Genomic DNA, 23,495 nt, shown 5'->3' with positions numbered 1-23,495 from the left:
CAAAAGTGATACTACATGATGACGAATATCAATTTTCGACAATAAACCTTCCCATTCGACTATGGGTTACGTAATTATTCTGATTAGCTGGCTTACTTTCGGAGGTATACACAGTTTAACAGCCAGCCTATGGATGAAGCGGTTGGCTACCAGCCACTTAGGTACTTTCAACCGATATTACCGACTTCTATACAATGGAATTGCCGTTCTTACATTCTTACCGGTACTCTGGGCTCACCATATGGCACCAGTTGACTATGTCAGCAACTGGCACGGTTCATCGCTAACCGGTACAGTAGTATTCGGCCTTGGCCTAATAGCAATGATTGTTGCGTTATGGGGGTATGATCTGGCTGAATTCATTGGCTGGCCGATAACCACCAGCCAGATGGGTAAGCAAGAGTTACGTCAGAATGGATTGCTTCACTATGTGCGGCATCCCCTTTATACAGGCATAATTTTGACGCTGTTGGGAATTTGGATTAGGGAACCAACCTGGTCCTGTTCACTACTTGTGCTAGTTGCTACCCTCTATATTCGGATCGGGATTTACTTTGAAGAAAAAAAGCTAATTGCTCATTTCGGTAACACCTATAAGCAATACCAACAGCGAGTACCCATGTTGATCCCCAGGCTTACTCCTGCTTCCCATTAATCTGTTCGTATTGTCAGCAGCTTTGATTGCCAGTACCCGCAATAAGCTAAAGCCATTCCCCCAGCCGTCGCAGCACTTCCTCTTCGGTTGTTTCGCCCGTGATGATAATATTAGCCTGACTGTAAATGGGAAGCCGGGTTTCGTAGCGCTGTTGTAGAATGAGCGGCAGTTCAGGATTACTGGGGTTATTCAATGGCCGGTCTTCCTGCGCATGCGCCCTGATCCGACTAATCAGAATATCCACGGGCACATCCAGAAAGACCGATATACCGGTCGCGTTGATATAGGCCATATTGTTGTGAAAGCAGGGCATACCTCCACCTGTGGAGACCACTTTACTTCTTCCCGGACGAATCGCGTGTAAAACCCGTCGCTCAATTTCCCGGAAATACGCTTCACCGGATTGAGCAAAAATATCGGCAATAGATCGCCCTTCTTCGCGAACGATTACCTTATCAGTATCCACAAATTGGTAATGGAGGGCATCGGCAATGCGTTTCCCCAGCGTACTCTTGCCAGACGACGGCATGCCAATCAGGAAGATGTTTTTCAAGGTCAGGAGCGAGGAGCGAGGAGCGAGGAGTGAGAATCGCTAGCGCAAGTAAAAGAGTACGCGTCAGCCATTCTCACTCCTCGCTCCTAACTCCTATTTACTTAAAGAAATTACTTTAGCCGCGTCGGGCGTTGAGTTAAAATGCCATTTACCCCGGACCACCCCATTTTTCAGGAGCCAGGTGCCCGGATTGGAGCGCATGATAGTTTTCAGGACCGTCGCATCGGCCTTGTAATACGGTACATTTTCTAACTGAAATTCTTTCCGAAAGGCTTTAATTTCATCGTCACTAGTCGAGGTGAGGATGAACGGAGAAATGGACGATCCCTGTATGCCTTCCACGAGCGCCCGGATGGCAGGCAAGCTTCCGGCATCAATATCTTTTGTATTCTTAATGATGATGAAAAGTTTTTCACCTTCGAATGTCTGCTGCGTAAAATCACTTTCGTCATTCCAAACGCGATAATCGGTAATCTTTGGCTTGGCATTTTCATTGACCAGCACCATTTCCTTGAATTTATAACTCGGATCGGTCGGGTATTTTTCAAACTCCGTGACGTCGCCATTTTTCTCCATCAGGTACTTATACCGCAAGGGTTCCGACGGCTTCATTTGGTCGGGAATGCTTTTACCGACAGCATACGGCAGCATATCGATGGGGGGCAGGAACTGAACGGCATAAATACCCAGTCCGAGTGTAAATACCGTTGTTAGCGCGACCAGCCAGCCCGTATTACGAGAGCGCAGCCGATTTCGGTGACCCATAATAAACAGGATAAGAACACTCAGTACTACATCTTTCCCGAATGATGTCCAGGGTTTCAGTTTGATGGCATCACCAAAGCATCCACAGTCGGTAACCCGGTTAAAATAAGCCGAATAAAACGTCAGGAACGTAAAGAAAACAATCAGGAAAAACAGCAGCCAGACCGTCACCTTAGGCTTGTAGGAAGCTAGCAGGGCGACCCCCAAAATTACCTCGGCTGCACAGAACAGCACCGACATGACGAGTGTAAAGGGAACCAGTCCCATGAAGAAATCGTGCAGGAAGGGCACGTCCTGAGCGAATACCTCAAAATATTCTTCAAACTTGATCTGCGTTCCAACCGGATCGTTCAGTTTAATTAAGCCTGAGAATATAAAAACAATGCCGACCAGAATTCGGGCAATACGGGCGGCAATCAACATCGGCGGTGTACCGGTTTTCAGTTTAGGCTGGGTCGTAGCTGGATTCATATATTTTAATGCATAATGGACAATGTAAAGTGAATAATGGATTATGCCACTGAGTCATTATTCATTTTACATTGTCCATTATGCATTCTTAAGTTAGTTTAATCAAACAAAAAACGGCGTAGTTGATCATATCCATATAATTCGCATCAACGCCTTCCGACACGAGTGTATTGCCCTGATTATCTTCAATTTGCTTGGTTCGGAGCAACTTCATCAGGATAATATCGGTCATGGAACTGACCCGCATGTCGCGCCAGGCTTCACCGTAGTCATGATTTTTGGCAAAAAGCAGATCAATAACCCGGCCAATTTGTGCGTCGTACAGCGTTTCGAGCTCATCGGTCGGAATGTCCGTCCGCTTATCATCGGTTAACTGCAACTGAATCAGCGCCATAACGCAGTAGTTGATGATGCCCACAAATTCAGGCTCTACCCCCTCACCTACCCGACTCACGCCCGTTTCCTGCAAGGTGCGGATACGCTGGGCTTTGATAAATATCTGATCGGTAATGCTCGGCAATCGCAGGATTCGCCAGGCGGTACCGTAATCTTTATTTTTTTTCAGGAACAGGTCTTTGCAGCGTTGAATTACGTGCCGATATTCGATTTCCGTAGTGGACATAAGTAATACTGGTCATTCATTGTCATTACTGGTCATTTGTTGTAAAAACAAGGATTGACAGCCATTGACAAGATGACGATCATTAACAAGGAATGACATTTTCATGGCGAAAGTTACGAAAAAAACGCTGAACTGCCGGGGTCGATTAGTCGATTTGACGCAGCCAGTCGTAATGGGAATACTCAACGCAACGCCCGATTCTTTTTTTTCGGGCAGTCGACTTTCCACAGATTCTGGGATTGCCAAAGCCGTTGAGGTGGCTCATCAAATGCTCGATGACGGGGCTACTTTTTTAGATATTGGTGGTTATTCAACCCGTCCGGGGGCGGCTGCCGTCAGTCCTGTCGAAGAGGCTGACCGGGTTTTGCCCATTATCGATGCCATTCTGGCTGCGTTTCCTGATGCGCTCATATCGATTGATACCTTTCGGGCTTCGGTTGCCCGTCAGGCTGTTACTGCCGGAGTAGCCCTGATCAACGATGTATCCGGCGGCACGCTGGATACGGACATGTTCAGCACCGCAGCCGAGTTAAGTCGTTCAGCCTCGATTCCCTATATTCTAATGCATATCCGGGGTACCCCCCAAACCATGCAATCGCTGGCAACTTATAAGGATGTTACTACCGAAGTCATCGATGAACTGGCAGGCCGACTGGCTGAATTACGAGCGCTGGGCCTCAAAGACGTTATTCTGGACCCTGGATTTGGGTTTGCGAAGACCCCTGCTCAAAATTTTGAACTACTGAGTAAACTAGATACTTTCGGCCTGTTCGATGAGCCGGTTCTGGTTGGTCTATCCCGCAAAACAACGATCTGGAAAACATTGAATATCAGCGCCGATAAAGCCTTAAATGGTACAACAGTACTGAATACAGCTGCCCTGCTCAAAGGTGCCTCTATTCTACGCGTTCATGATGTCCGGGAAGCCGTAGAAGCGGTTAAGCTAACGCAGCGATTAACTTTTTTTTAGCCATTTGCTTGCGTTTAGAAAAACGAAATCCTACTTTTGCATTCCCAAACGACGACACCCCGGTTTGTTGAAAGGGAATCGATTCGGTAGCTCAGCTGGTAGAGCAATACACTTTTAATGTATGGGTCCTGGGTTCGAATCCCAGCCGAATCACAAAAACACCAAAAGCAGCTCAATAGAGCTGCTTTTTTCTTATTCATGCTCTTGAGTTTCGAAACTAATCGATCAGATTTAGAGCGCGTTTTACTGCTTCATAATCTTGCCAGTCAACGGCGGCTAATCGCCCCCCAGGATTGGGTGGAATAATAACCCATCGAAATTCCGTATCGAAATCAATGGGCACTTTTCGGGGTATAAAAAACGACAGATCGAAATTCATATACCCTTTCCCCTGATCGACCAGAAAAAAATACCCCACACTCAGTTTATCGGTCACAGAAGGCATGGAGAGCACGACGGCCGGATGAGCCGGATTCCGGTAATAGGCCATTACGACCCCTTTATCGACTACAGCCTGGGTAATATTTTTATCCTCCAGCTTGATATAGAAATATTGCGGATCGTTATCAGATTTCCAGTCGGTGGCTTTGACCATGGTCCATGCCGATGTAATCAGGTTGGCAACTCCCTGAGGGCCTTGTGGACCTTGCAAACCAGTTTGACCAGTCGGCCCTGCCACTCCCTGTGGACCAACATCTCCCTGTGGGCCCTTACAGGTAATAAAACAGATGAGTATACCAAACAGCCCGTATTTGACAGGTGTCTTTATGAGCTTCTTCATACAATTAACGATTAGTGAGTGATGGTCATTAGGTGATGGGACATGCATTATTGCTTCACAAGTTTAAACTGCGAAGGTTTGTCAGCACCCTGGCTTGTTAGAATATACGTACCGGCAGGTAGCGTGGCCACATCCAGTTCAGTGAGTACGCCGGGTTGCGACATATATCGATAGGTTTTCCCCTGCATATCGGTCAATCGAAGCGTCTGATAATTAAGAGGTTTTGTGAAAAACACCTTAGCCTGCGTAACTGGGTTCGGATACAGTGTCGGTAGCTCGGCAACTTCTGCGTCGCTGACGGGTGCGGCCACACGGAGACCAAGGGGTGTTTCGGCTATATCCAGCGAACCAATCAGTTCTATATTCAAATGTAAGTCGTTGCTCCCCGGCGACGACTGATGGAGTTCAGCCGCCATAAAAAAACCCGTTACAGCACTGGCCGGAAGCACCACCGTACGCCATTCGTACTCATTCGCAACAGCCGTAGCGAGTGTAGTGGGCGTGATGGGTCCCGATGGCATGTTGGGGTCGCGGGGGAGAACTTCTTTCCCGTCTATATAAATAATGACCCCATCGTTTCGTCGGTAATTCAGAATATAAGACTGATAATTATAGGTTGCCCCCCCATAATTCAATGATCCTCTGAAATAGGTGGTGATGGTTTTAGTAGGACAGTTGGTATTAAATTCATTTGGTGATGGGCATCCATTTCGAATTTGGGTCAATTCTCCATCCTCCCCATTCGGCGAATAGCCAAGGGGCAAGAAGCCACGCTCCCAACCCCTTATATCATAAAATTGGTTGGTGTTCCAACCCGCTGGTGGCTCGGTATCGGATACCAGGTAGTCCCACATTTGCGAAGCCCGATCCCGATTACCGTTGGGACTATTCAGAGCAGATGACACCCCGATTCCTCCTCCCCCTTTCAATCGTCCTACCACATAATCAGTAGCGTAATCACCACTGCTCAATATACCACGCATAAACCAGTGAGTGGTCGGGTAGGCTCCATTAGTACCATCCACCCGCCTGCTGTATATCCAGGCACCCTGTCGGTTATATGCCCCAGCGGTTGGAATATTCGTATGTCCTCCCGTCGGATTAATCGTATACGCTCCGTTGGGGTCATTAATCTTATACGGTCTTAAGCTCAATCCTCCCGGTCCATCAGTAGGATCCTGGGTTAATGCATTAAAGGCGGTAATCAGGTCATCTTCCTTATAATATTGACGAACGATTACCTGACTATTTCCCGTAAGTTCTGTCCCTGGGTTAATGGTCCAGTATCGGTTGAATACCGCCCATGGCGTACCCATTGTTCGATACCCATACGTGCCTGGCCGAACGTAATTCGTCGGGAAGTTGCTAGTAATGTTTTTTACGCCAACACTCCCTCCCACCTTTAGGTCAAAGGGCGCTACACCAGCGGTCCCGATAGCGTTATTGTATTTTTTGATGGAGAGCAACAGGTTACCCGATTGGTCGGCATAGTGGGTAAAGCCTTTATTATCCGTACACTCACAAACGGCCGAGCGGGTTGTGCCATCGGTAGGCGGAATGGCGAATCCGTCACTATCTTTAATGATGGTAAACTGGTCTTTTATTACGCCAAACTCATTGATAAATTTCGCATCGAGCCGTTTGCCATCGACTTCAAGATACATCGACCCGCCCTCCGGAAATTTGGATTCCATCGCCGGATGAGGCCACCTACCCATCGGCTGAGTCCCTCCTCCACGCCCCCCTGCCCCGTTAACAACATAAATTGTCCCTTCATTAGCAGTCGACGATGTATTCTTGAAGTAAAAACAGGAGTTGGTCGACCCGTCGTATTTGCCTGACGATTGTGCATTGCCCGCCACAAACGGGTTATGAACGGCCAGACTGAATCCGCTGGACGTATTGAAATGCCCCTTCATTAATCGGGAGCGCTCATAAACATGGCTATGTCCATTAATGACCAAATCGACCTTGTATTGTTCCAGAATTGGCAGAAAATTTGTCCGGATATTTACCAATTCCGGCTCCGTGTCGGAGTCGTATGAACCCATCGTGTAAGGTGGATGATGCCAATAGGCAATAATCCAGTGTATCGCCGGGTCGGCCTGCGCTTTAGCCAAATCCTGCTTGAGCCAGGTAACCTGTGGGCCATTGGCGGTCAATATGTTGGCTCCCTGTCCACTCTCGAAGCCATATGAATCCAGACTGACGATGTGGATGTTGTTGTAATTGAACGAATAGTACTCTTCCCGATGCGACGGTTCGCCCCCGCCCCCGTCGGTCGCTTCGGTGAAATTATTGACGACATCATAGTAATGAATGGGGTGCGGGTCATAACGTAGCCCACCGGCCAGATAGTTGTTCTGATAATCATGGTTACCGGGGGTGGCATAGAAGGGAGTCTGTCGGAATATCCAGTCGTAACGAGCTTTTGTTTTATCAAATACATTATCCTGGTACTGCCCCTGCAATCCCCAGTCATAAGCGTTGTCGCCCATCCACAACCACAAGTCAAGATTATTGATGGCTTTCTGTTGAAGAAACGTTTTAAACGAGTTGATGACACTATCCTGCCGGGCATTGTTGGTGCCAAAATCACCCAGTGCCCAGATACGGGTCTTCTTTGCCGTACCGGGTAGTGGGGCAGTATAAAAATAATGAAGAGAGGATGCGGTTGCCGTTCCTTCCAGTTGAACTACCGGCGGCCCGGCCGCTTCGATGATATAATAATATTTTTGGTTTGGAATAAGATTGGAAAGCTTAATCTGATGGTCTGATCCGGCGACTATTTCGGTAGCCAATTTCGCGTTGACATTCCCCACAGTCAGGTCGGTAGCCAGGGTACTGTACCGAACCTGCCCCTTCGAGAGTGCTTCCGTACTCCAGCGAATGGTCATGCTGGTGGTAGTGCCCATCTGGAGGTAAGGTCCCCGCAAGATTTTATGCTGAAGGGTGGTTGTCACCGGAACTGCCTCTAGCCAGAATCCGAATCGAAGGTCGGTGCTATTGATAAGGGGATTGGCCGGATTCGGGACAATGCCTCCCGACTCTATGCCCTGGTGTACTTCAGCCGCAATGGTATTTGTCCCGGTATGCAGAAACACCCGTTTTTCGACATTGTCGGTCGATACATCCGATGTAATGGTCTTCCAGGCCGCTTCGTCGGTGACACTTGACGCAGACATGGTATGGGTAAGAACCACATCCGTTGGTAAATTTTCCCGCTTCACTTCTGCCCCATTGACATATAGCGCAATGCCATCATCACGCTTGTAATGGATAATAAATTTCTGATAGTCATTGATGTTTGAGATCGTGAAGGTCTTTCGGAAATAAATGGTAGGAAATTTTCCAGCGCAATTGTATATACCCGGTGGACAGCCTGTGCCTACAGTTGTCGTTTCGCTGTCGACTCCCCCCGGCGAATAACCCAAAGGTGCCTGTCCAGATGGCCAGTTCGAATCATCGAATGCCGCCCCTCCTTTCCAGTTGTTGGAATTAGGTGGCGCAGCATTGGCCCAATATTTCCAGACGGCATTCGAGTCGATAATCGTTTGGGGAGCTTGGGCGATCAGCGTAGTATGTACACCAACTAAAATGATGCTACCAACTAAGTATATGATTGCTTTCATGTAAAAGAGAGGTTACAGTAAAAGAAAGTTAAATTATATCTTAGATAAATCCAAAATATAATTTAAAGTATCATATTTTCATGCTATTGAGAGCAATAGCCGGTTGAACTAGCCAGCCGTTGGAAAACTATCCCTGACCTCGATGCCCAACGCGTATTGAGAAGGGCTTGTCAAGGGCGTGGCTTGCTGAATTTAGGGTATTGAAGTAGTGATACGACTGTCGTCAGGATGCAGTTTAGAAACAGAACATATTCACTTTTCAAGAAGAATTATAATCAAATTCACAATTCAGCCCATTTGCTATTAAATTCCGGCAAACGCTGTTTTTGCCAAATTTTTTTTGTAGTATATTGCGTGACTTTGTCACAAACGCCCTTCTGTCCGATTGCCTTCTCCTTGATTAATTCACAGGCCGGGCAACCTGTTAATTTAGATTTTCTTAATAATTGGCCCTATTTTTTGCAAATCTGCTAATCAGCATTTCAGAAAAAGTGGCCTTATCCAACGCTGTTACGACCATGTCTGATCAGGTTGACCAACTGGCGGGACTGTACCGCCCCGAGTTTGAACACGACAATTGCGGTATCGGCTTTGTGGCCCATATTAAAGGCCGCAAGTCACACCAGATTGTTTCGGATGCGCTCCAGATGCTTCGGCGTATGGAACACCGGGGCGCTGTAGGGTCCGAACCCAACTCCGGTGATGGAGCTGGCTTACTTATCCAGCTTCCGCACGAATTTTTCGTCGACGAAACCCGTAAACTGGGTGTTCACCTGCCTCCTGCGCTCGAATACGGCGTGGGTATGGTGTATTTCCCAAAAGACGTCTGGCTTCGCGAAGAATGTCGTGCCATCCTGAACCGGAAAATGAAAAAACTCGGCCTGGAGCTGCTTTGCTACCGGGTTGTACCCGTCAACAATAGTGATCTGGGAAATGGCTCCCGTTCGGCCGAACCCCAAATGGAGCAGGTGTTTATCAAACGCCCTTCCGACATTACTAATGCCGACGATTTTGAGCGTAAACTTTACATTCTACGGAACTATAGTACCCGAATCATCAACGAAACGATTGCGGGTGTCGACCATTTCTACTTTTCGTCGCTTTCCTGTCGGACCATCACGTATAAAGGTCAATTAACGACGCTTCAACTGGAGCCTTACTTCCCTGATTTACAGAATGAGGAGGTCGTGTCGGCTATCGGGGTTGTCCATTCCCGCTTTTCGACCAATACGTTCCCATCCTGGAAATTGGCCCAGCCGTTCCGCTACATTGCGCACAATGGGGAAATCAACACCGTAAAAGGAAACGTCAACTGGATGAAAGCGGCCGAAGGGCTGCTCGAATCAGCGAAGTTTACGAAGGAAGAGATGGACATGCTCCTGCCCATCTGCGATCCTAAACAGTCGGACTCGGCCAACCTCGATAATGCCATTGAGCTGCTGGTCATGAGCGGTCGTTCGCTGCCGCACGTGATGATGATGCTTGTTCCTGAAGCATGGGATGGCAATGACCATATGGACCCTGTCCGGAAAGCGTTTTATGAGTTCCACGCGGCCTTGATCGAACCCTGGGATGGCCCGGCGTCGATCTCGTTCACCGATGGTCGTATCGTAGGGGCTACCCTCGACCGGAACGGGCTTCGTCCGTCGCGCTTCTGGGTGACCAACGAGGACATCGTGATCATGGCTTCGGAAGTGGGCGTGCTGGACATCGATCCGGCTACGGTTGTTTCGAAAGGTCGTTTGCAGCCCGGTAAGATGTTCCTGGTCGATATGGAGCAGGGCCGGATTGTATCGGACGAAGAAATCAAAGCTGACATCTGTTCGCGACAGCCTTATCAGCAGTGGCTGGCCGACAATAAAATCAAGATTCAGGATCTCGAAGCACCCATTCGGTCGTACAACCCGTACGATCCGGCCAAGCTGCTTCGCATGCAACAGGCGTTTGGTTTCACCTCCGAAGATTTGCGTATGATTCTGGCACCGATGGTTGAAACGGGGAAAGAAGCCCTCGGTTCGATGGGTGTCGATGTGCCACTGGCGGTTCTTTCGGAGCAAAGCCAGCACATGAGTCACTATTTCAAGCAGTTGTTTGCCCAGGTGACCAACCCACCGATCGACTCGATTCGGGAACGGTCTATTATGTCGCTCATTTCGTTTGTGGGCGCAACGTATAACCTCCTGAGTGAATCGCCCGAACATTGCCATCAGGTTGAACTGGAGCAGCCGGTTCTGACCACCAAAGAATTCGATAAGCTTCGATTCATCGATCAGCCAAAATTCCAGGCTAAAACGATTAACTGCTTATTCACGGCCGATGGTCTGGGCAAATCGCTCGAACGGGCGTTGGAACGTATCTGCCGGTATGCGGAAGATGCAATCCAGGATGGCTATTCGATTCTTGTCCTTTCTGATCGGGCTATCGATTCCAGTCATGCTCCAATTCCATCTCTCTTAGCCACCTCAGCCATTCACCACCACCTGATTCGTCAGGGACTGCGTGGTAAAGTCGGTATCGTGGTCGAAGCAGGGGATGTATGGGAAACCCACCACATCGCTACCCTCATTGGGTACGGAGCCTCGGGCGTTAACCCTTACATGGCGTTCGAAACCATCGCCAGCATGAAAGAAAAAGGGCTGCTGGGCGTAGACTACGACCTCGACAAGTTGTATAAGAACTACGTGAAGGCGATCAATGGCGAACTCCTGAAGATCTTCTCGAAGATGGGGATTTCGACCCTGCAATCGTACCAGGGCGCGATGATCTTCGAATGTCTGGGATTGAATCAGGACGTGGTTAGTCGTTATTTCACCGGTACAGTATCACGGATTGGCGGGATGGGTCTTGATGAGATCGCCCGTGAGATTCTGGTGCGTCACTCGATCGCTTTCCCCGACACCCCAATGGTAAGCCCTCGGCTGGAAGTCGGCGGTATTTATCAATGGAAACAACGGGGTGAAAAACACATCTTCAACCCCGATACGATTCACCTGCTCCAGCAGTCGACGCGCAAGAACGATTACTCGATCTTCAAGAAATACTCGAAGCTCATCGACGATCAAACTCAGAAAGCGATTACAATTCGCGGTTTGCTGAAATTCAAAAAAGGCACACCAGTTCCGCTGGATGAGGTTGAACCCATCGAAAGCATCTTCAAGCGGTTTGCTACGGGCGCCATGTCGTTCGGGTCGATTTCGTGGGAAGCCCATACGACTCTTGCCATTGCCATGAACCGCATTGGCGGTAAAAGTAATTCCGGCGAAGGTGGTGAAGATGAGTTACGCTATAAGCCACTCGAAAATGGCGATAGCATGAACTCGGCCATCAAGCAGGTTGCTTCGGGCCGCTTTGGCGTAACGAGCTATTACCTGACCAATGCGCAGGAGCTACAAATCAAAATGGCACAGGGTGCCAAACCAGGCGAAGGTGGTCAGCTACCGGGCTTCAAAGTCGATGACTGGATCGGCCGGACCCGTCACTCAACCCCTGGTGTTGGCCTGATTTCGCCACCGCCCCACCACGATATTTACTCGATCGAGGATTTAGCACAGCTTATCTCCGACCTCAAAAATGCCAACCGGGCTGCCCGCATCAGTGTTAAACTGGTATCGGAAGCAGGCGTTGGTACTATTGCGGCCGGGGTTGCGAAAGCCCACGCCGATCATATCCTGATTTCAGGACATGACGGAGGTACGGGTGCTTCTCCCCTCTCGTCGATTCGCCATGCGGGTCTGCCCTGGGAACTGGGTCTGGCCGAAGCGCATCAGACACTGGTGAAAAACAAACTGCGGGGCCGCGTAACGGTACAAACCGACGGTCAGATTCGTACGGGTCGTGACCTGGCAGTTGCAGCTTTGCTGGGCGCCGAAGAGTTTGGTGTTGCCACGGCGGCACTGGTTACGGCGGGCTGTATCATGATGCGCAAATGCCACCTCAACACCTGTCCGGTGGGCGTTGCTACGCAAAATAAAGAACTTCGGGCTCTGTTTACGGGTAAGCCGGAACATGTGGTGAATATGTTCACGTTCCTGGCGATGGAATTGCGCGAAATCATGGCCGAGCTGGGCTTCCGTACTGTCAACGAGATGGTTGGTCAGGCTCAGATGCTCGAACTGCGTGATAATCTGCCCCATTGGAAATACAAGAAAATCAACCTCGATGGGCTGTTGTACAAAGAGCCAACAACCCTCGAAGTTGCTCAGTATAAGCAGGAAGAGCAGAACCACCACCTGGAAGAAGTGCTCGACCGAAAACTGATCGAACTGGCTCAGCCAGCTCTGACATCCGCCGAATCGGTTTACGGTGAGTTTACGGTACAGAATATCGACCGGAGTATTGGTACGATGCTCTCGAACGAAATTTCGAAAGTATACGGTGGCCCCGGCCTACCCGAAAGCACGATTCATATCAAGCTTCGCGGTACAGCCGGTCAAAGCTTTGGAGCTTTCAGTACCAGTGGTATTAAACTTGAACTGGAAGGTGATGCCAACGACTACTTCGGCAAAGGCCTTTGTGGAGCCCAACTGATTGTGTACCCCGACCGGGTTGCTCAATTCAAACCTGAAGAAAACAGCATTGTCGGTAATGTTTCGTTCTATGGCGCAACCTCGGGCGAAGCCTTTATCCGGGGTATGGCGGGCGAACGCTTCTGCGTACGGAACTCAGGGGCTAAAGTTGTAGTCGAAGGTATCGGTGATCACGGTCTGGAATATATGACGGGTGGTCTGGCCATTATCCTGGGTAAAACGGGGCGCAACTTCGCGGCAGGTATGTCGGGTGGAGTAGCTTACGTCTGGGATCAAGACGGCACCTTTGCCTCGAAAGTAAACGGCGAAATGGTGAGCCTGGAAAGCCTGAATGAAGAAGATCTGGGCATCGTTCGCGAATACGTCGACAAACACTTCCAGTACACTACCAGTAACGTTGCCCTGTCACTGATTCAGAATTGGGACAAGCTGGTTGGTCAGTTTGTGAAGGTGATGCCGGGCGATTTCCGTCAGGCGTTGGCTGGTCGCGGCATCTCGCTGTCTGATCAGATTCGCGACAAAAATGTGGTTTATCAGGACATTACCGTCGATGTGACGCACGGATAAGAACGAAGTAAAATGGGAAAACCTACCGGATTTTTAGAGTTTGCGCGTGAATTACCCAAAAAGCGCGCTGCACAGGATCGAGTTCACGATTACAAGGAAATTGAAGTACCTCACTCCGAGCAGGATTCACAACGGCAGGCCGCTCGTTGTATGGATTGTGGTACCCCATTTTGCCATAGTGGTTGTCCGCTGGGCAATATTATTCCTGAGTTCAACGATGCCGTTTACGAGCAGAACTGGTCGTATGCGTATGAGATTTTAAGTTCGACCAACAACTTCCCCGAATTCACAGGACGGATTTGCCCAGCTCCCTGCGAAGCGTCGTGCGTGTTGGGTATCAATAAGCCGCCCGTTGCCATTGAGTTCATCGAAAAATCGATCGCTGAAGTCGCTTTCGAACGTGGCTACGTTACGCCTAAAGTTCCTAAAGAGCGGACGGGCAAACGGGTAGCGGTCGTTGGGTCAGGACCCGCCGGTTTGGCGGCCGCGGCTCAGTTGAACAAAGCTGGCCACACGGTAACCGTTTTTGAACGCGCTGATCAGATTGGTGGGCTGTTACGCTATGGTATTCCTGATTTCAAACTCGAAAAATGGACCATCGACCGTCGTCTGGCGGTTATGGAAGCCGAAGGGGTAACTTTCAAAACGAGTGTTAACGTGGGTGTTGACCTGAAAGCGAAAGACCTGCTGAACGACTTTGACCTGATCATGCTTACCGGCGGTTCGACCGTTCCGCGCGATCTTCCCATAAAAGGTCGTGAGCTGAAAGGAGTTTACCCCGCGATGGAATTCCTGAGCCAGCAAAATAAACGGGTCGCTAGTCGTCCGGTCGAAGTGGATCACCGTGGGGAAAAATATGGGGATGGCGACATCTTCGCTACCGACAAAAACGTAGTGGTTATTGGTGGTGGCGATACGGGTTCCGACTGTGTGGGCACCTCGAATCGCCATGGGGCTAAGAGCGTAACGCAAATTGAGCTGATGCCAATGCCTCCAAAAGAGCGTGCCGAAAGCACTCCCTGGCCCAACTGGCCGATGATGTTACGGACCAGTACGTCGCACGAAGAAGGCTGCGACCGGCACTGGTCAATCAATACGAAAGAATTTATCGGCGACGAAAACGGCAACCTAAAAGCCCTTCGTATCGTTGACCTGACCTGGAAGAACGAAAACGGTCGGATGCAAATGGTTGAATTACCCGGTTCGGAGCGTGACATTCCCTGTGAACTAGCCCTGTTGGCAGCGGGCTTCCTGCATCCGCAGCATAACGGCCTCCTTGACGACCTCGGACTCGAATATGATGAGCGTGGTAACGTAAAAGCACATAATTACCAGACTACGAATAACCCAAAAGTGTTTGCCGCTGGCGATATGCGCCGTGGGCAATCGCTGGTTGTATGGGCTATTTCGGAAGGCCGTGAAGCGGCTCGGTACGCCGATCTGTACCTTACAGGTGATACTCAACTCGAAGCCAAAGCGGTATCGCTGATCACTGTGGAGTAGTCATAATCAGTATTTTATGCGTGCAAAAGGCTCGTCAGCAATGGCGAGCCTTTTCTTTAGAAAAAGCTTTCCAAAAGTTAAAAACTTTCGGAAAGCTTGCGAGAATCCAATCAACCCTAAAGTGTCACGGGTTCATCTTTCTCGTCGTAGAACAAATAGTTCAACAGATCGCAATAGGGTTTGATGATCCGGCATCCCTTTACGAGTTCATCGACAAAATTGGGCTTAAGAACTTCCTTGTCTGTATAACGATGCATAAAGAATAGTTCTTTCCGGCGTAGCAGGTCGATTTCGGGGTGGTCAGCCGGGTATCCTTTCGGCATCACTTTCAGCGTTTCACCGTGGGCCTCGGGGAAGTATGCTTTGAATTCGTCGGCTTCAATAATGTCCTTTAGTTCCTGTACATTGTAATCGACTTCCTGCCGAAATTTAGCCAGATTGGCCGGGGTTGGTTGCCACATCCCTGCGCCCAGAAAGGATTGATTATCAGGCTGAATATGTACGTAGTAATCGATACGACCTGAGTGCCTGCCGCCCGGACCAATGGCAAAAGCCAGATTGGATTTATACGGTGCTTTATCTTTTGAAAAACGGATGTCACGGTTGATCCGAAATATACAATCTTTAGCCGATGTGTTGGCCAGTGGTTCGAAGGGGCTTAACTCGGCGAGTACACGTTCAGTAACGCCTACAAGCTCCGCTTTGGCCGCATCATATCGACTACGATTCGCCTGAAACCATTCCCGATTGTTGTTTTGAACAAGTTCACGCATGAACTCCAGCGTAGCCGCTGTAAAGGTGGATTTTGATGCCGATTGTTTTGCCATAACGCATCAAAGGTACTATAGAACGCTGATTTTAATGATAGTTATAGCAGTTTATGTTTTAAGTAAAACACATTATACGTTTCGATATATCACCTGCACCCTATAACTCCTTGTAATCCCCGACTTACGTTGATAGGATTCTGCATGTATTTAAGAGAATTTTATTAGCAATTTTGCATGATAGCGTCAAAATTTGTAATAAATCTCAGCTATCATGAATCGTATCGACTGTACACCGGCTGCTGCCGACGTTATTGACAAACTAAGCGCCCAGCATGGCCCCTTGATGTTTCACCAGAGTGGCGGTTGCTGCGATGGCTCCTCCCCCATGTGCTACCCGGTCGGCGATTTCATTATTGGTTCGTCAGATGTCTGGCTTGGTCAACTTCATGGGTGCGATTTCTGGATGTCACTCGACCAGTTTGAGTACTGGCAGCACACACACCTGACAGTCGATGTTACCCCTGGGCGCGGAGCTAGTTTTTCGCTGGAAATACCCCTCGGCATCCGGTTCATTATTCGGTCGCGACTGTTTGAGTCTGATGAAATGACCCACCTCACACCCGTGCACGTGGGCCCATTTGAAGAAATCAGTTAGCGCTCTTTACAGTTAGCGAATCAGACGTACGCACGTCTTAAAACTAGATTAATCCGTTAAAAAATATAATTAACAGATTAACCATCAGCTTGCTTTGCAGTTATTCTATCTGTAGATTCGATTCAGATTCACGAAATGCTTACAGATATGAACCTACTAACGCGCATCGAACACTGGGGCGATACTCATCACCCCGCCTGGACCGACGCCCTACGGATTATGCTGGGCCTTATTCTGATCCTCAAAGGAATCAGTTTTATTAGTGACACTACGTATCTGAACCAACTCGTCGGAGGGGTCCATTTTGGACTTTTTCCGGTCATGGCTGTCCATTACGTTGCTTTTGCACACCTAATGGGTGGCTTCCTGATTATGCTGGGGTGTTTGACCCGATTGATGTGCATAATTCAACTGCCCATTCTGGTTGCGGCCGTTTTCTTTGTGAATATCCGTCAGGGATTTTCTCCACTGAACTCCGAGTTGTGGTTATCACTCATCGTATTGGGCCTTTTATTGGCGTTCACGGTGCTAGGTTCCGGTCGTTTTTCGATGGATGAGTACGTTAAACAACATGCCCACTGAACCTGAACCGGGATTTATATGATTTAACGGACCGACTTTGATTGGCTTTCTTTAAAAGCGTTTATAAAATCAAAGTCAGTCCGTTAAATCATATAAATCCCGGTTCAGAAAATATACCGAATCTGGCACCAGGGTATTTCTTCCTGGACAAGCTTTTCGAATATCTCGATCATTTTTCGCTTCAACTGATGCTGGTAGCGAATATTCCAGCCGCCAAACTGGCTTACCTTACTCTCCTGTAATTCAGGCACCCACAGCAATTCTTCTGCTTTCGGATTAATAGCCAGGTTGGCCTGGTGCTGCCATTGGTTATGCGTCAGAAATATTACTTCACATTTGAGTTGTTCCCGAACTTCAGGCCGTAGGGCCGCATTCAGTTGACGGAATAAATCACGGTAGTCGTTCCGCCAGGCTTTTCGGTCACCATCGGGTCCAGTATAGACAATGACCGGAGAAAAGTTAACGTGCACCTCATAACCGGCTTCGTAAAAATCGTTGATAGCCGCCAGCCGTTTCTCAATACTATCGGTACGCACATCGACCAGTTTACTCACATGAGCAGGCATCAAACTGAACCGTATCCTCACTTTCCGCTCTGGATCGACCTTAAGCATATCGCGATTTACATACTTGGTAGCAAACGTCGCCTTAGCCCGTGGATGAGTCCGGTAAAACTCAAAAACCTGCCGAATTCCATCGGTGAGTCCATAATCAATGGAAATATCTGAGTTACAGCCTATATCGTACGTATAAAACTGGTCTTCAGTCTGGTTAGGCACTTTAGGCCATGGTAATGTCATTACGTGCTGATTGACCGATACCAGGTTTTCCTCTACGTTGGTAAAAAGCGTGATAGGATTCACCGTTTTATGGCGGTCAACATAACAATAAGTGCATCCCCCAAAACAGCCGTTCGCCAAACTGGGAGCGATATAATCCGCACTTCGACCACTCCATTTAATATCCTGGCTTTTCAGTCGACCCAGCACCAGCACATTGGACTTAATCTTGAAATGATTCATGCCCAGATCAGGCAGGCGATTGTGCTGCTTTATTTCCAGTGCCTCCGCTTCGGGAAATTTGGCCAACACGGCCTCCCCCCGATTATTCAGAGCATCGGCCGTATACAGGATCATTGATGGATTGAAATCAGTCATGAAATTACGTTGAGGGTATATAAACTAAACGCTTCCAATGGTTGCTTAGTTCATTAAAAACCATCAGCCAACCTACTAATTATCAAACACTTAACTACATAATTAAACCCATTTATTGGGCGATTAGCATAAATCACTTTATATAGAATTATTGACTTGGATAAAGTCACCAACCCGCCGTTTTCCCCAGGCCGGGTTCGTTGACTGAAGCTGCGAGGTAGCCGTTTGGACTATCCATTGTTGCCGCTCCTCATGATACGAGATATGCGTAATGGGTTCCAATACTAAAGCACCTTCGAGCTTATCAGACGAAACTTCGTCCTGTTGTATTTGTCCCTGAACAATGCGAATCACCCGCCTGGCTAATGTCTGTGTATCCTGTACATGGTGGCTAACCAGCAGCGTTGTGGTCTTCCATAGGTGATGTAGTTCCAGTAGAACCTGCCGGAGTGTATGGCTGGCCTGTGCATCAAGGGCGGCAAATGGTTCGTCGAGCAACAACACCTGTGGTCGCCGGACCAGGGCACGGGCCAATGCTACTCGCTGCCGTTGGCCACCCGACAACTGGGCAGGTTTCTGATGCATAAACGTACGGAGCCCGGTAATGTCGATCAATTGGTTCACAAACGCCTGGTCGCCATTGGGAGCTGCAAACTGTATAGCTTCCCGGACGGTCATATTTGGGAAGAGCGCCGTATCCTGAAACACATAGCCAATCGACCGCTGTTGGGGCACCCGATTAATACGTTGCTGTGTATCCAGCCAAACATGATCATCTACAACAATTCGGCCGCTTCGTGGTGACTCCAACCCGGCCACCAGGCGCAGCAAGGAGGTTTTTCCGGCACCCGACGGACCGGTTAACACTGTTAGACTGCCTGATTCTAAGGCAAGTAGCACATTTAACTCTCCAGCCCCTTCAGTAAACAAACGCGGCATCACGACATCAATCTCAATCATACCGTTACGCGTTTATTGATGATATAGACCAGTAACAAAATAGCAAATGATAGGGCCAGCAACAGGATCGCATAAGCATGAGCTGTCTGGAAATGTAGCAGTTCCACTTCATCGTAGATCGCTATTGATGCCACACGCGTCTGACCGGGTAGATTACCCCCAATCATTAATACCAGGCCAAATTCGCCTATCGTATGCGCGAAGGTGAGGACAATCCCGGTCAATAAGGCAGGTTTGCAATTGGGTAGTAATACCCGCCATAGGGTCCGGGCTGGAGACTGGCCCAGTGTATAAGCGGCTTCTCGCCAGGATACGGGCAGGTTTTCGAGGCCAGCCTGAATCGGATGCACCATAAATGGTAAACTATACAACAGGGAGGCTACCACCAACCCTTCGAAGGAGAAGACCAGTTGCAGGTTCAGATGGTGCAACAGCCAGTCGCCGAGCCTACTCGTTGGACTAAAGGTCAGTAGTAGGTAAAAGCCAACCACCGAAGGCGGCAAGACAAGTGGTAAACTGATGATAGCTTCTACTACGGGTTTCAATCGAAATCGGCTCAACGCCAGCCAACTGGCCAGCGGCACTCCTATCATTAACAAGAGCAATGTTGTTATTCCGGCCAGCCGAAGCGTAAGCCAGATCGGTTCCCAGTCGATGGGCATAGGTGTAAAGGAGGAAAGGGAGGAGAGGAAGAAGGGGACGGAAGGGATGGTTCTGGTTTTCCATTTATCCCTTTCGTCCCGCTCCTCCCCTTCCTCCTTTATTTATATCCAAATTTCTGCAAAATACGCCGGGCCTCGGTACTACGCAAAAACGTTATAAATTGTCCGGCAGCTTTCGCCTGTGTTGTCCGTTTGAGGATGACTACACCCTGCGCAATGGGTACATACCCTGTTTGTGGCAGATCGACCCAATGCCCACGATTGGTAAGACTTGGGTCGAGCACGACCGACTTGGCCGTAAAACCAACTTCAGCCGCTCCCGAGAGAATGTACTGATTTACCTGCGCAATGCTCTCGCCATAAACGATTTTAGCCTGTACTTTATCCAGTAGCTTTTTCGCTTTCAGAAAATCAATAGCTGCTTCTCCATAGGGTGCCGTTGCCGGATTGGCGACAGCTATATGTCGCACCGATGGTTCCGACAATACCTTCAAGTCGGCAGATACTGGCCAATCACCTGTGGTCCAAAGCACCAACGAACCATAGGCATACACCACCGGGACTGCCGTTGTCAACCCCGCTTTGTACAGCGTTTGCGGGTATTCCATATCGGCCGATAAAAATACATCGTACGGGGCTCCCTGCTGAATCTGTGTGGTGAGTTTACCCGATGAGTTGACAACCGTTTCGACTGTAACGCCCGCTTTTTTCTGAAAAGCGCTCTTAAGCTCCTCCATCACAAACTGCGCATTAGCGGCTACCGCTACCCGTAAAGGCTGAGCAAATCCACTCAGCGGGCACAAAAAAAGGAACAGAATGAGTTTTTTCATTACGCTTAATCAGCTACACGAACGTCAAGCGTTTTGACCTGCCGAACCCAACGGGTCATTTTTTTCTCTCCCGGCACAACGATCCGAAACGGGCCTACATCGTTGCCCAATGGTTCACCATCAACGCTGTCAACCAGTAATGGGAGACGAGTAGCAAATTCCGGGTCTAATTCAGGCAAGGTAAATATTACTTCATAGTCATCAGCCGCTCTGACAACAACATACTTTTTCAAATTTTTACCCCGTAATTGGCCTCCCATCGTAGCTCCTGCCTGCCTAAGCAATTCCGACACGGGTATACCTGAATACTGGTGCTCTTTTTCGTCATGGTCTTTAGCCGTTACGGTTGTATGCGACATCGCTTTCAGATCAGACGCCTGTAGTCTCAAGGGTTTCGTGACTTCGCCAGAGATGGTCAGAACGGTTTGGGCGTTACCGCTGAGACAAATCATGAACAATAATCCAGTGACTACCCATATACCCATTTTGCGCTGTAGACTTAGCCGATTCATACCGTTTAATCGCCAATCGTTATATCCGCACAAACATAACGATTGTTTTGATTGAATTCAGCCGATTGTATCGATTTTGGCCTTTATCTTAGCCGTAAAGGATCATTTGCGCCTGGTGTATGTGTCGTCCCGAATTGAGACTGCTCGCCGAACTGTGGCACGCCTGATACAAGCGCCTGACTATCAATTACATAATCAGCCGTACCACAGTTTAAAATGCGCTCTCTACGAATCATTACGTATTTCGAATAATGAGTCAAAAACGTCTTTCCTACTGGCAATTCCAGCTTATCTATCTGACGGGCAGTTGTCTGCTAGTGTCCTTATGGCTCTGGCTCCCGAAAAATCAGGAATGGCTTTCCTCAACGGTAGAGCGGTTTTATACACAGCGACAACAACTGGGCAGTCAGACAAATCTGTCGGCTCGACGGCAGGAAGGTTATGGAGATGTCTACACCTTTACATCACTGATTCAACAGCGATGCGGGCCCGACGATTATTTTCTGATTCCACCCCAGCAATACCTGATACGAAATGCCTGGCAGCAGGGGAAGACAACCGGCTATGCCTGGTTATACCCAAGTGTACTGTATTATCACCTTGGCAAATCGGTTCATCTAATCGATATGACGGCTCCTGATTCAGTACTTCAGCGAGCTACGCATACCTTTTGGGCATACGACAATAAGGTATTTCTGCTCACCTTCAAGCCTCATAATCGGCCACTGGTTCTCAGCGAATTTCGAAAATATGACACTCATTTTTTTGCTTACACCCCCGATCAGGCTCGTCGTTACTATCGTTCCAAACCATGAGTTTTTCTATACTTTTCTTAATCGCCACGCAATTTCTGACTGGTTTTGGGGCCATAGCCCGCCTACGTCCGGTTACAAATGGGTTCAGCCTGCTGGGGCTTTCCATGCTTATGGGTTTAGGCCTTAGTTCTGGCGTACCGTTTATGCTGGAGTTTATCCACTTACCCATCGCCCGGACACCCATGTTTGTTGGATTGGTCACGATGGCTTGTATATCGCTTTTTGGGATACGACAGCGAAGGGATTATCTGCAAAGCCTCTTTTCTCTATCCCAGCTTCGGGTGCGGCTATACGAACTGCCTTTTCTGGCTTTCTGGGGGTATTTGTTATTTATCAGTGCCTGGAAATGTGCCTGGTTTCCTAATCTTCCATTCGACACCATCGTTGGTCCCGATTTGGTAGCCACCTTTGCGGTCAAAGAACACCGTCTTGTCTCGTCCGTTTTTACCAGTCACTTACCATCGGTATCCGTATTCAGCAATCAGCCTTTTTATGCACCGTTTACGGCTATGCAGCAGATTATCTATTTGCTGGCGGCTGATGGTGTCGGTCCATTTGCGTTCGGAAAACTGTGGCTTACTATCCTGGTCATACCGTTTGGATTATTCCTCTATGCTGAACTCCGCGAACGTATTCACCCGTTGTTGGCAGGGCTGCTTATCACCATTCTGGCCTGTAGTCCCGAATTGTTTGCCTATACGTTTCTGGTGCAGACCGACTGGGCCAATGCCGCTTTTTTCGTGACGGGGGTTATGGTCCTGCAACGGTATCTGGAATCTGGGCAACGTGGATCATTTATCGCCGGTATGCTTTTCCTGGCGCTGGCCTGCTGGACTCGTACTGAAACCATCCTTTTTGTACCCATCGGTTCGCTCCTGATAATCAGCCAAACGGCGTCGGCCCGTAAAATCCAGGCGTTCCAGGATGCAACCCTCCTACTACTGACCTGTTTGATCCCTGTGTTGTTCTGGAACTATGGATTCTTACGCGGCTTCGTACCCCTGCCCCCGCACACGCACTTAGGCGTCGTTCATTCAGTATCGGCCCCATATGTTGCAAATCTGCTAGCAATCTATCAGGACATGAACGAGCTGGTTGTCTTTCACGATTCATATTGGAACTACGCCGTTCCTGTTTTCATTGTCTTGGCGCTGACGAATCTTCTTATCTTCCGCGATAAACATGGTCTATCCATTTTAATCTGGATTCTCGGAACCTATTTTCTCTTTGGCCTGATTATCCTGCATGTCGAAGGCGCCAATATTTCTTATACGTTTCGGCGCGGATTCTTCAAGCTTCTCCTGTTGATGTACGTGTATTTGGGATCGAGTTCCCTGTTTCAATGGCTCTCAAGCTGGCTTTATCTGTGGGAAGGCCAGGCAACAAAATCACCTGTTAATCAGTAATTTACTGGATAAACTATCGGCGAATGCCATTTATTGATCGTTTTTCTACGGGTAGAGAAAGCCTAAAACCGGTTTACTATTAGTATTACTCATTGCCTGAC

At 48.7% G+C, this 23,495-nt stretch carries 19 protein-coding genes and 1 tRNA gene; 9 read left to right on the top strand and 11 right to left on the bottom strand.

What is annotated here, in order from left to right:
* The first annotated feature begins 61 nt into the window (after positions 1–61).
* Complete coding sequence (locus tag ACYVFD_RS04635) at positions 62–655, top strand: methyltransferase family protein (protein WP_461088583.1); 594 nt, start codon at positions 62–64, stop codon at positions 653–655.
* A 46-nt stretch (positions 656–701) separates the two neighbouring features.
* Here ACYVFD_RS04635 and ACYVFD_RS04630 read toward each other — a convergent pair whose 3' ends face one another.
* From ACYVFD_RS04630 to ACYVFD_RS04620, 3 genes are all read right to left on the bottom strand, one after another.
* Positions 702–1,208 (bottom strand): shikimate kinase, encoded by a 507-nt coding sequence (locus ACYVFD_RS04630; RefSeq protein ID WP_461088582.1) that lies wholly within the window; start codon positions 1,206–1,208, stop codon positions 702–704.
* Positions 1,209–1,301: 93 nt separating this feature from the next.
* Entirely contained in the window at positions 1,302–2,444 is a 1,143-nt protein-coding gene (locus ACYVFD_RS04625; RefSeq protein ID WP_461088581.1) for a BT_3928 family protein, read from the bottom strand.
* 88 nt (positions 2,445–2,532) lie between these two features.
* A complete protein-coding gene (locus ACYVFD_RS04620) occupies positions 2,533–3,066 on the bottom strand; it encodes a DUF1599 domain-containing protein (protein ID WP_461088580.1) in 534 nt (177 codons plus the stop codon).
* 103 nt (positions 3,067–3,169) lie between these two features.
* On the opposite strand from ACYVFD_RS04620, the gene folP reads away from it, so the two are divergent.
* Both folP and ACYVFD_RS04610 read left to right on the top strand, forming a co-directional pair.
* Positions 3,170–4,036, top strand: coding sequence for a dihydropteroate synthase (gene folP / locus ACYVFD_RS04615; protein ID WP_461088579.1), 867 nt, complete (start codon positions 3,170–3,172; stop codon positions 4,034–4,036).
* A gap of 80 nt (positions 4,037–4,116) precedes the next feature.
* Positions 4,117–4,189 (top strand) — tRNA-Lys (locus tag ACYVFD_RS04610).
* Between the two features lie 64 nt (positions 4,190–4,253).
* Here the strand turns inward: ACYVFD_RS04610 and ACYVFD_RS04605 are convergent.
* Both ACYVFD_RS04605 and ACYVFD_RS04600 read right to left on the bottom strand, forming a co-directional pair.
* The gene (locus ACYVFD_RS04605; RefSeq protein ID WP_461088578.1) at positions 4,254–4,817 is read right to left on the bottom strand and encodes a hypothetical protein; all 564 of its coding nucleotides are present in this window, start codon (positions 4,815–4,817) and stop codon (positions 4,254–4,256) included.
* A 47-nt stretch (positions 4,818–4,864) separates the two neighbouring features.
* Positions 4,865–8,449 carry a metallophosphoesterase gene (locus ACYVFD_RS04600; RefSeq protein ID WP_461088577.1) on the bottom strand — a complete coding sequence of 1,195 codons (3,585 nt, stop codon included), beginning with the start codon at positions 8,447–8,449 and terminating at the stop codon, positions 4,865–4,867.
* Positions 8,450–8,967: 518 nt separating this feature from the next.
* Here ACYVFD_RS04600 and gltB point away from each other — a divergent pair.
* Together gltB and ACYVFD_RS04590 are read left to right on the top strand one after the other, a co-directional pair.
* Complete coding sequence (gene gltB / locus ACYVFD_RS04595; protein WP_461088576.1) at positions 8,968–13,542, top strand: glutamate synthase large subunit; 4,575 nt, start codon at positions 8,968–8,970, stop codon at positions 13,540–13,542.
* A gap of 12 nt (positions 13,543–13,554) precedes the next feature.
* Positions 13,555–15,045, top strand: a complete 1,491-nt coding sequence (locus ACYVFD_RS04590; RefSeq protein ID WP_461088575.1) for a glutamate synthase subunit beta — start codon at positions 13,555–13,557, stop codon at positions 15,043–15,045.
* Between the two features lie 116 nt (positions 15,046–15,161).
* Here ACYVFD_RS04590 and ACYVFD_RS04585 read toward each other — a convergent pair whose 3' ends face one another.
* The gene (locus ACYVFD_RS04585) at positions 15,162–15,872 is read right to left on the bottom strand and encodes a DUF2461 domain-containing protein (protein ID WP_461088574.1); all 711 of its coding nucleotides are present in this window, start codon (positions 15,870–15,872) and stop codon (positions 15,162–15,164) included.
* A gap of 214 nt (positions 15,873–16,086) precedes the next feature.
* Here ACYVFD_RS04585 and ACYVFD_RS04580 point away from each other — a divergent pair, with 214 nt between their 5' ends.
* Entirely contained in the window at positions 16,087–16,470 is a 384-nt protein-coding gene (locus tag ACYVFD_RS04580) for a DUF779 domain-containing protein (RefSeq protein ID WP_461088573.1), read from the top strand.
* Positions 16,471–16,617: 147 nt separating this feature from the next.
* The gene (locus tag ACYVFD_RS04575) at positions 16,618–17,052 is read left to right on the top strand and encodes a DoxX family protein (RefSeq protein ID WP_461088572.1); all 435 of its coding nucleotides are present in this window, start codon (positions 16,618–16,620) and stop codon (positions 17,050–17,052) included.
* A gap of 104 nt (positions 17,053–17,156) precedes the next feature.
* On the opposite strand, the gene ACYVFD_RS04570 is transcribed toward ACYVFD_RS04575, so the two are convergent.
* From ACYVFD_RS04570 to ACYVFD_RS04550, 5 genes are all read right to left on the bottom strand, one after another.
* Complete coding sequence (locus ACYVFD_RS04570) at positions 17,157–18,209, bottom strand: spore photoproduct lyase family protein (protein WP_461088571.1); 1,053 nt, start codon at positions 18,207–18,209, stop codon at positions 17,157–17,159.
* Between the two features lie 138 nt (positions 18,210–18,347).
* Positions 18,348–19,169, bottom strand: coding sequence for a sulfate/molybdate ABC transporter ATP-binding protein (locus ACYVFD_RS04565; RefSeq protein ID WP_461088570.1), 822 nt, complete (start codon positions 19,167–19,169; stop codon positions 18,348–18,350).
* On the bottom strand, positions 19,166–19,831 hold the full coding sequence (gene modB, locus ACYVFD_RS04560; protein ID WP_461088569.1) for a molybdate ABC transporter permease subunit: 666 nt from the start codon (positions 19,829–19,831) through the stop codon (positions 19,166–19,168). Before modB ends, ACYVFD_RS04565 begins: the two co-directional genes overlap by 4 nt.
* A gap of 98 nt (positions 19,832–19,929) precedes the next feature.
* A complete protein-coding gene (gene modA / locus ACYVFD_RS04555; protein ID WP_461088568.1) occupies positions 19,930–20,661 on the bottom strand; it encodes a molybdate ABC transporter substrate-binding protein in 732 nt (243 codons plus the stop codon).
* Positions 20,662–20,666: 5 nt separating this feature from the next.
* Positions 20,667–21,173 carry a molybdopterin-dependent oxidoreductase gene (locus ACYVFD_RS04550; protein WP_461088567.1) on the bottom strand — a complete coding sequence of 169 codons (507 nt, stop codon included), beginning with the start codon at positions 21,171–21,173 and terminating at the stop codon, positions 20,667–20,669.
* Between the two features lie 251 nt (positions 21,174–21,424).
* On the opposite strand from ACYVFD_RS04550, the gene ACYVFD_RS04545 reads away from it, so the two are divergent.
* Together ACYVFD_RS04545 and ACYVFD_RS04540 are read left to right on the top strand one after the other, a co-directional pair.
* The gene (locus ACYVFD_RS04545; RefSeq protein ID WP_461088566.1) at positions 21,425–21,988 is read left to right on the top strand and encodes a hypothetical protein; all 564 of its coding nucleotides are present in this window, start codon (positions 21,425–21,427) and stop codon (positions 21,986–21,988) included.
* Positions 21,985–23,394: a glycosyltransferase family 39 protein gene (locus tag ACYVFD_RS04540; protein ID WP_461088565.1), complete on the top strand. Its 1,410-nt coding sequence runs from the start codon at positions 21,985–21,987 to the stop codon at positions 23,392–23,394. The genes ACYVFD_RS04545 and ACYVFD_RS04540 overlap by 4 nt, the downstream gene beginning before the upstream one ends.
* Positions 23,395–23,495 lie beyond the last annotated feature (101 nt).

Source organism: Spirosoma gilvum (assembly GCF_054776815.1).
The sequence above is the reverse complement of the archived record's forward strand: the minus strand, read 5'-3'. Positions and strand labels throughout refer to the sequence as shown.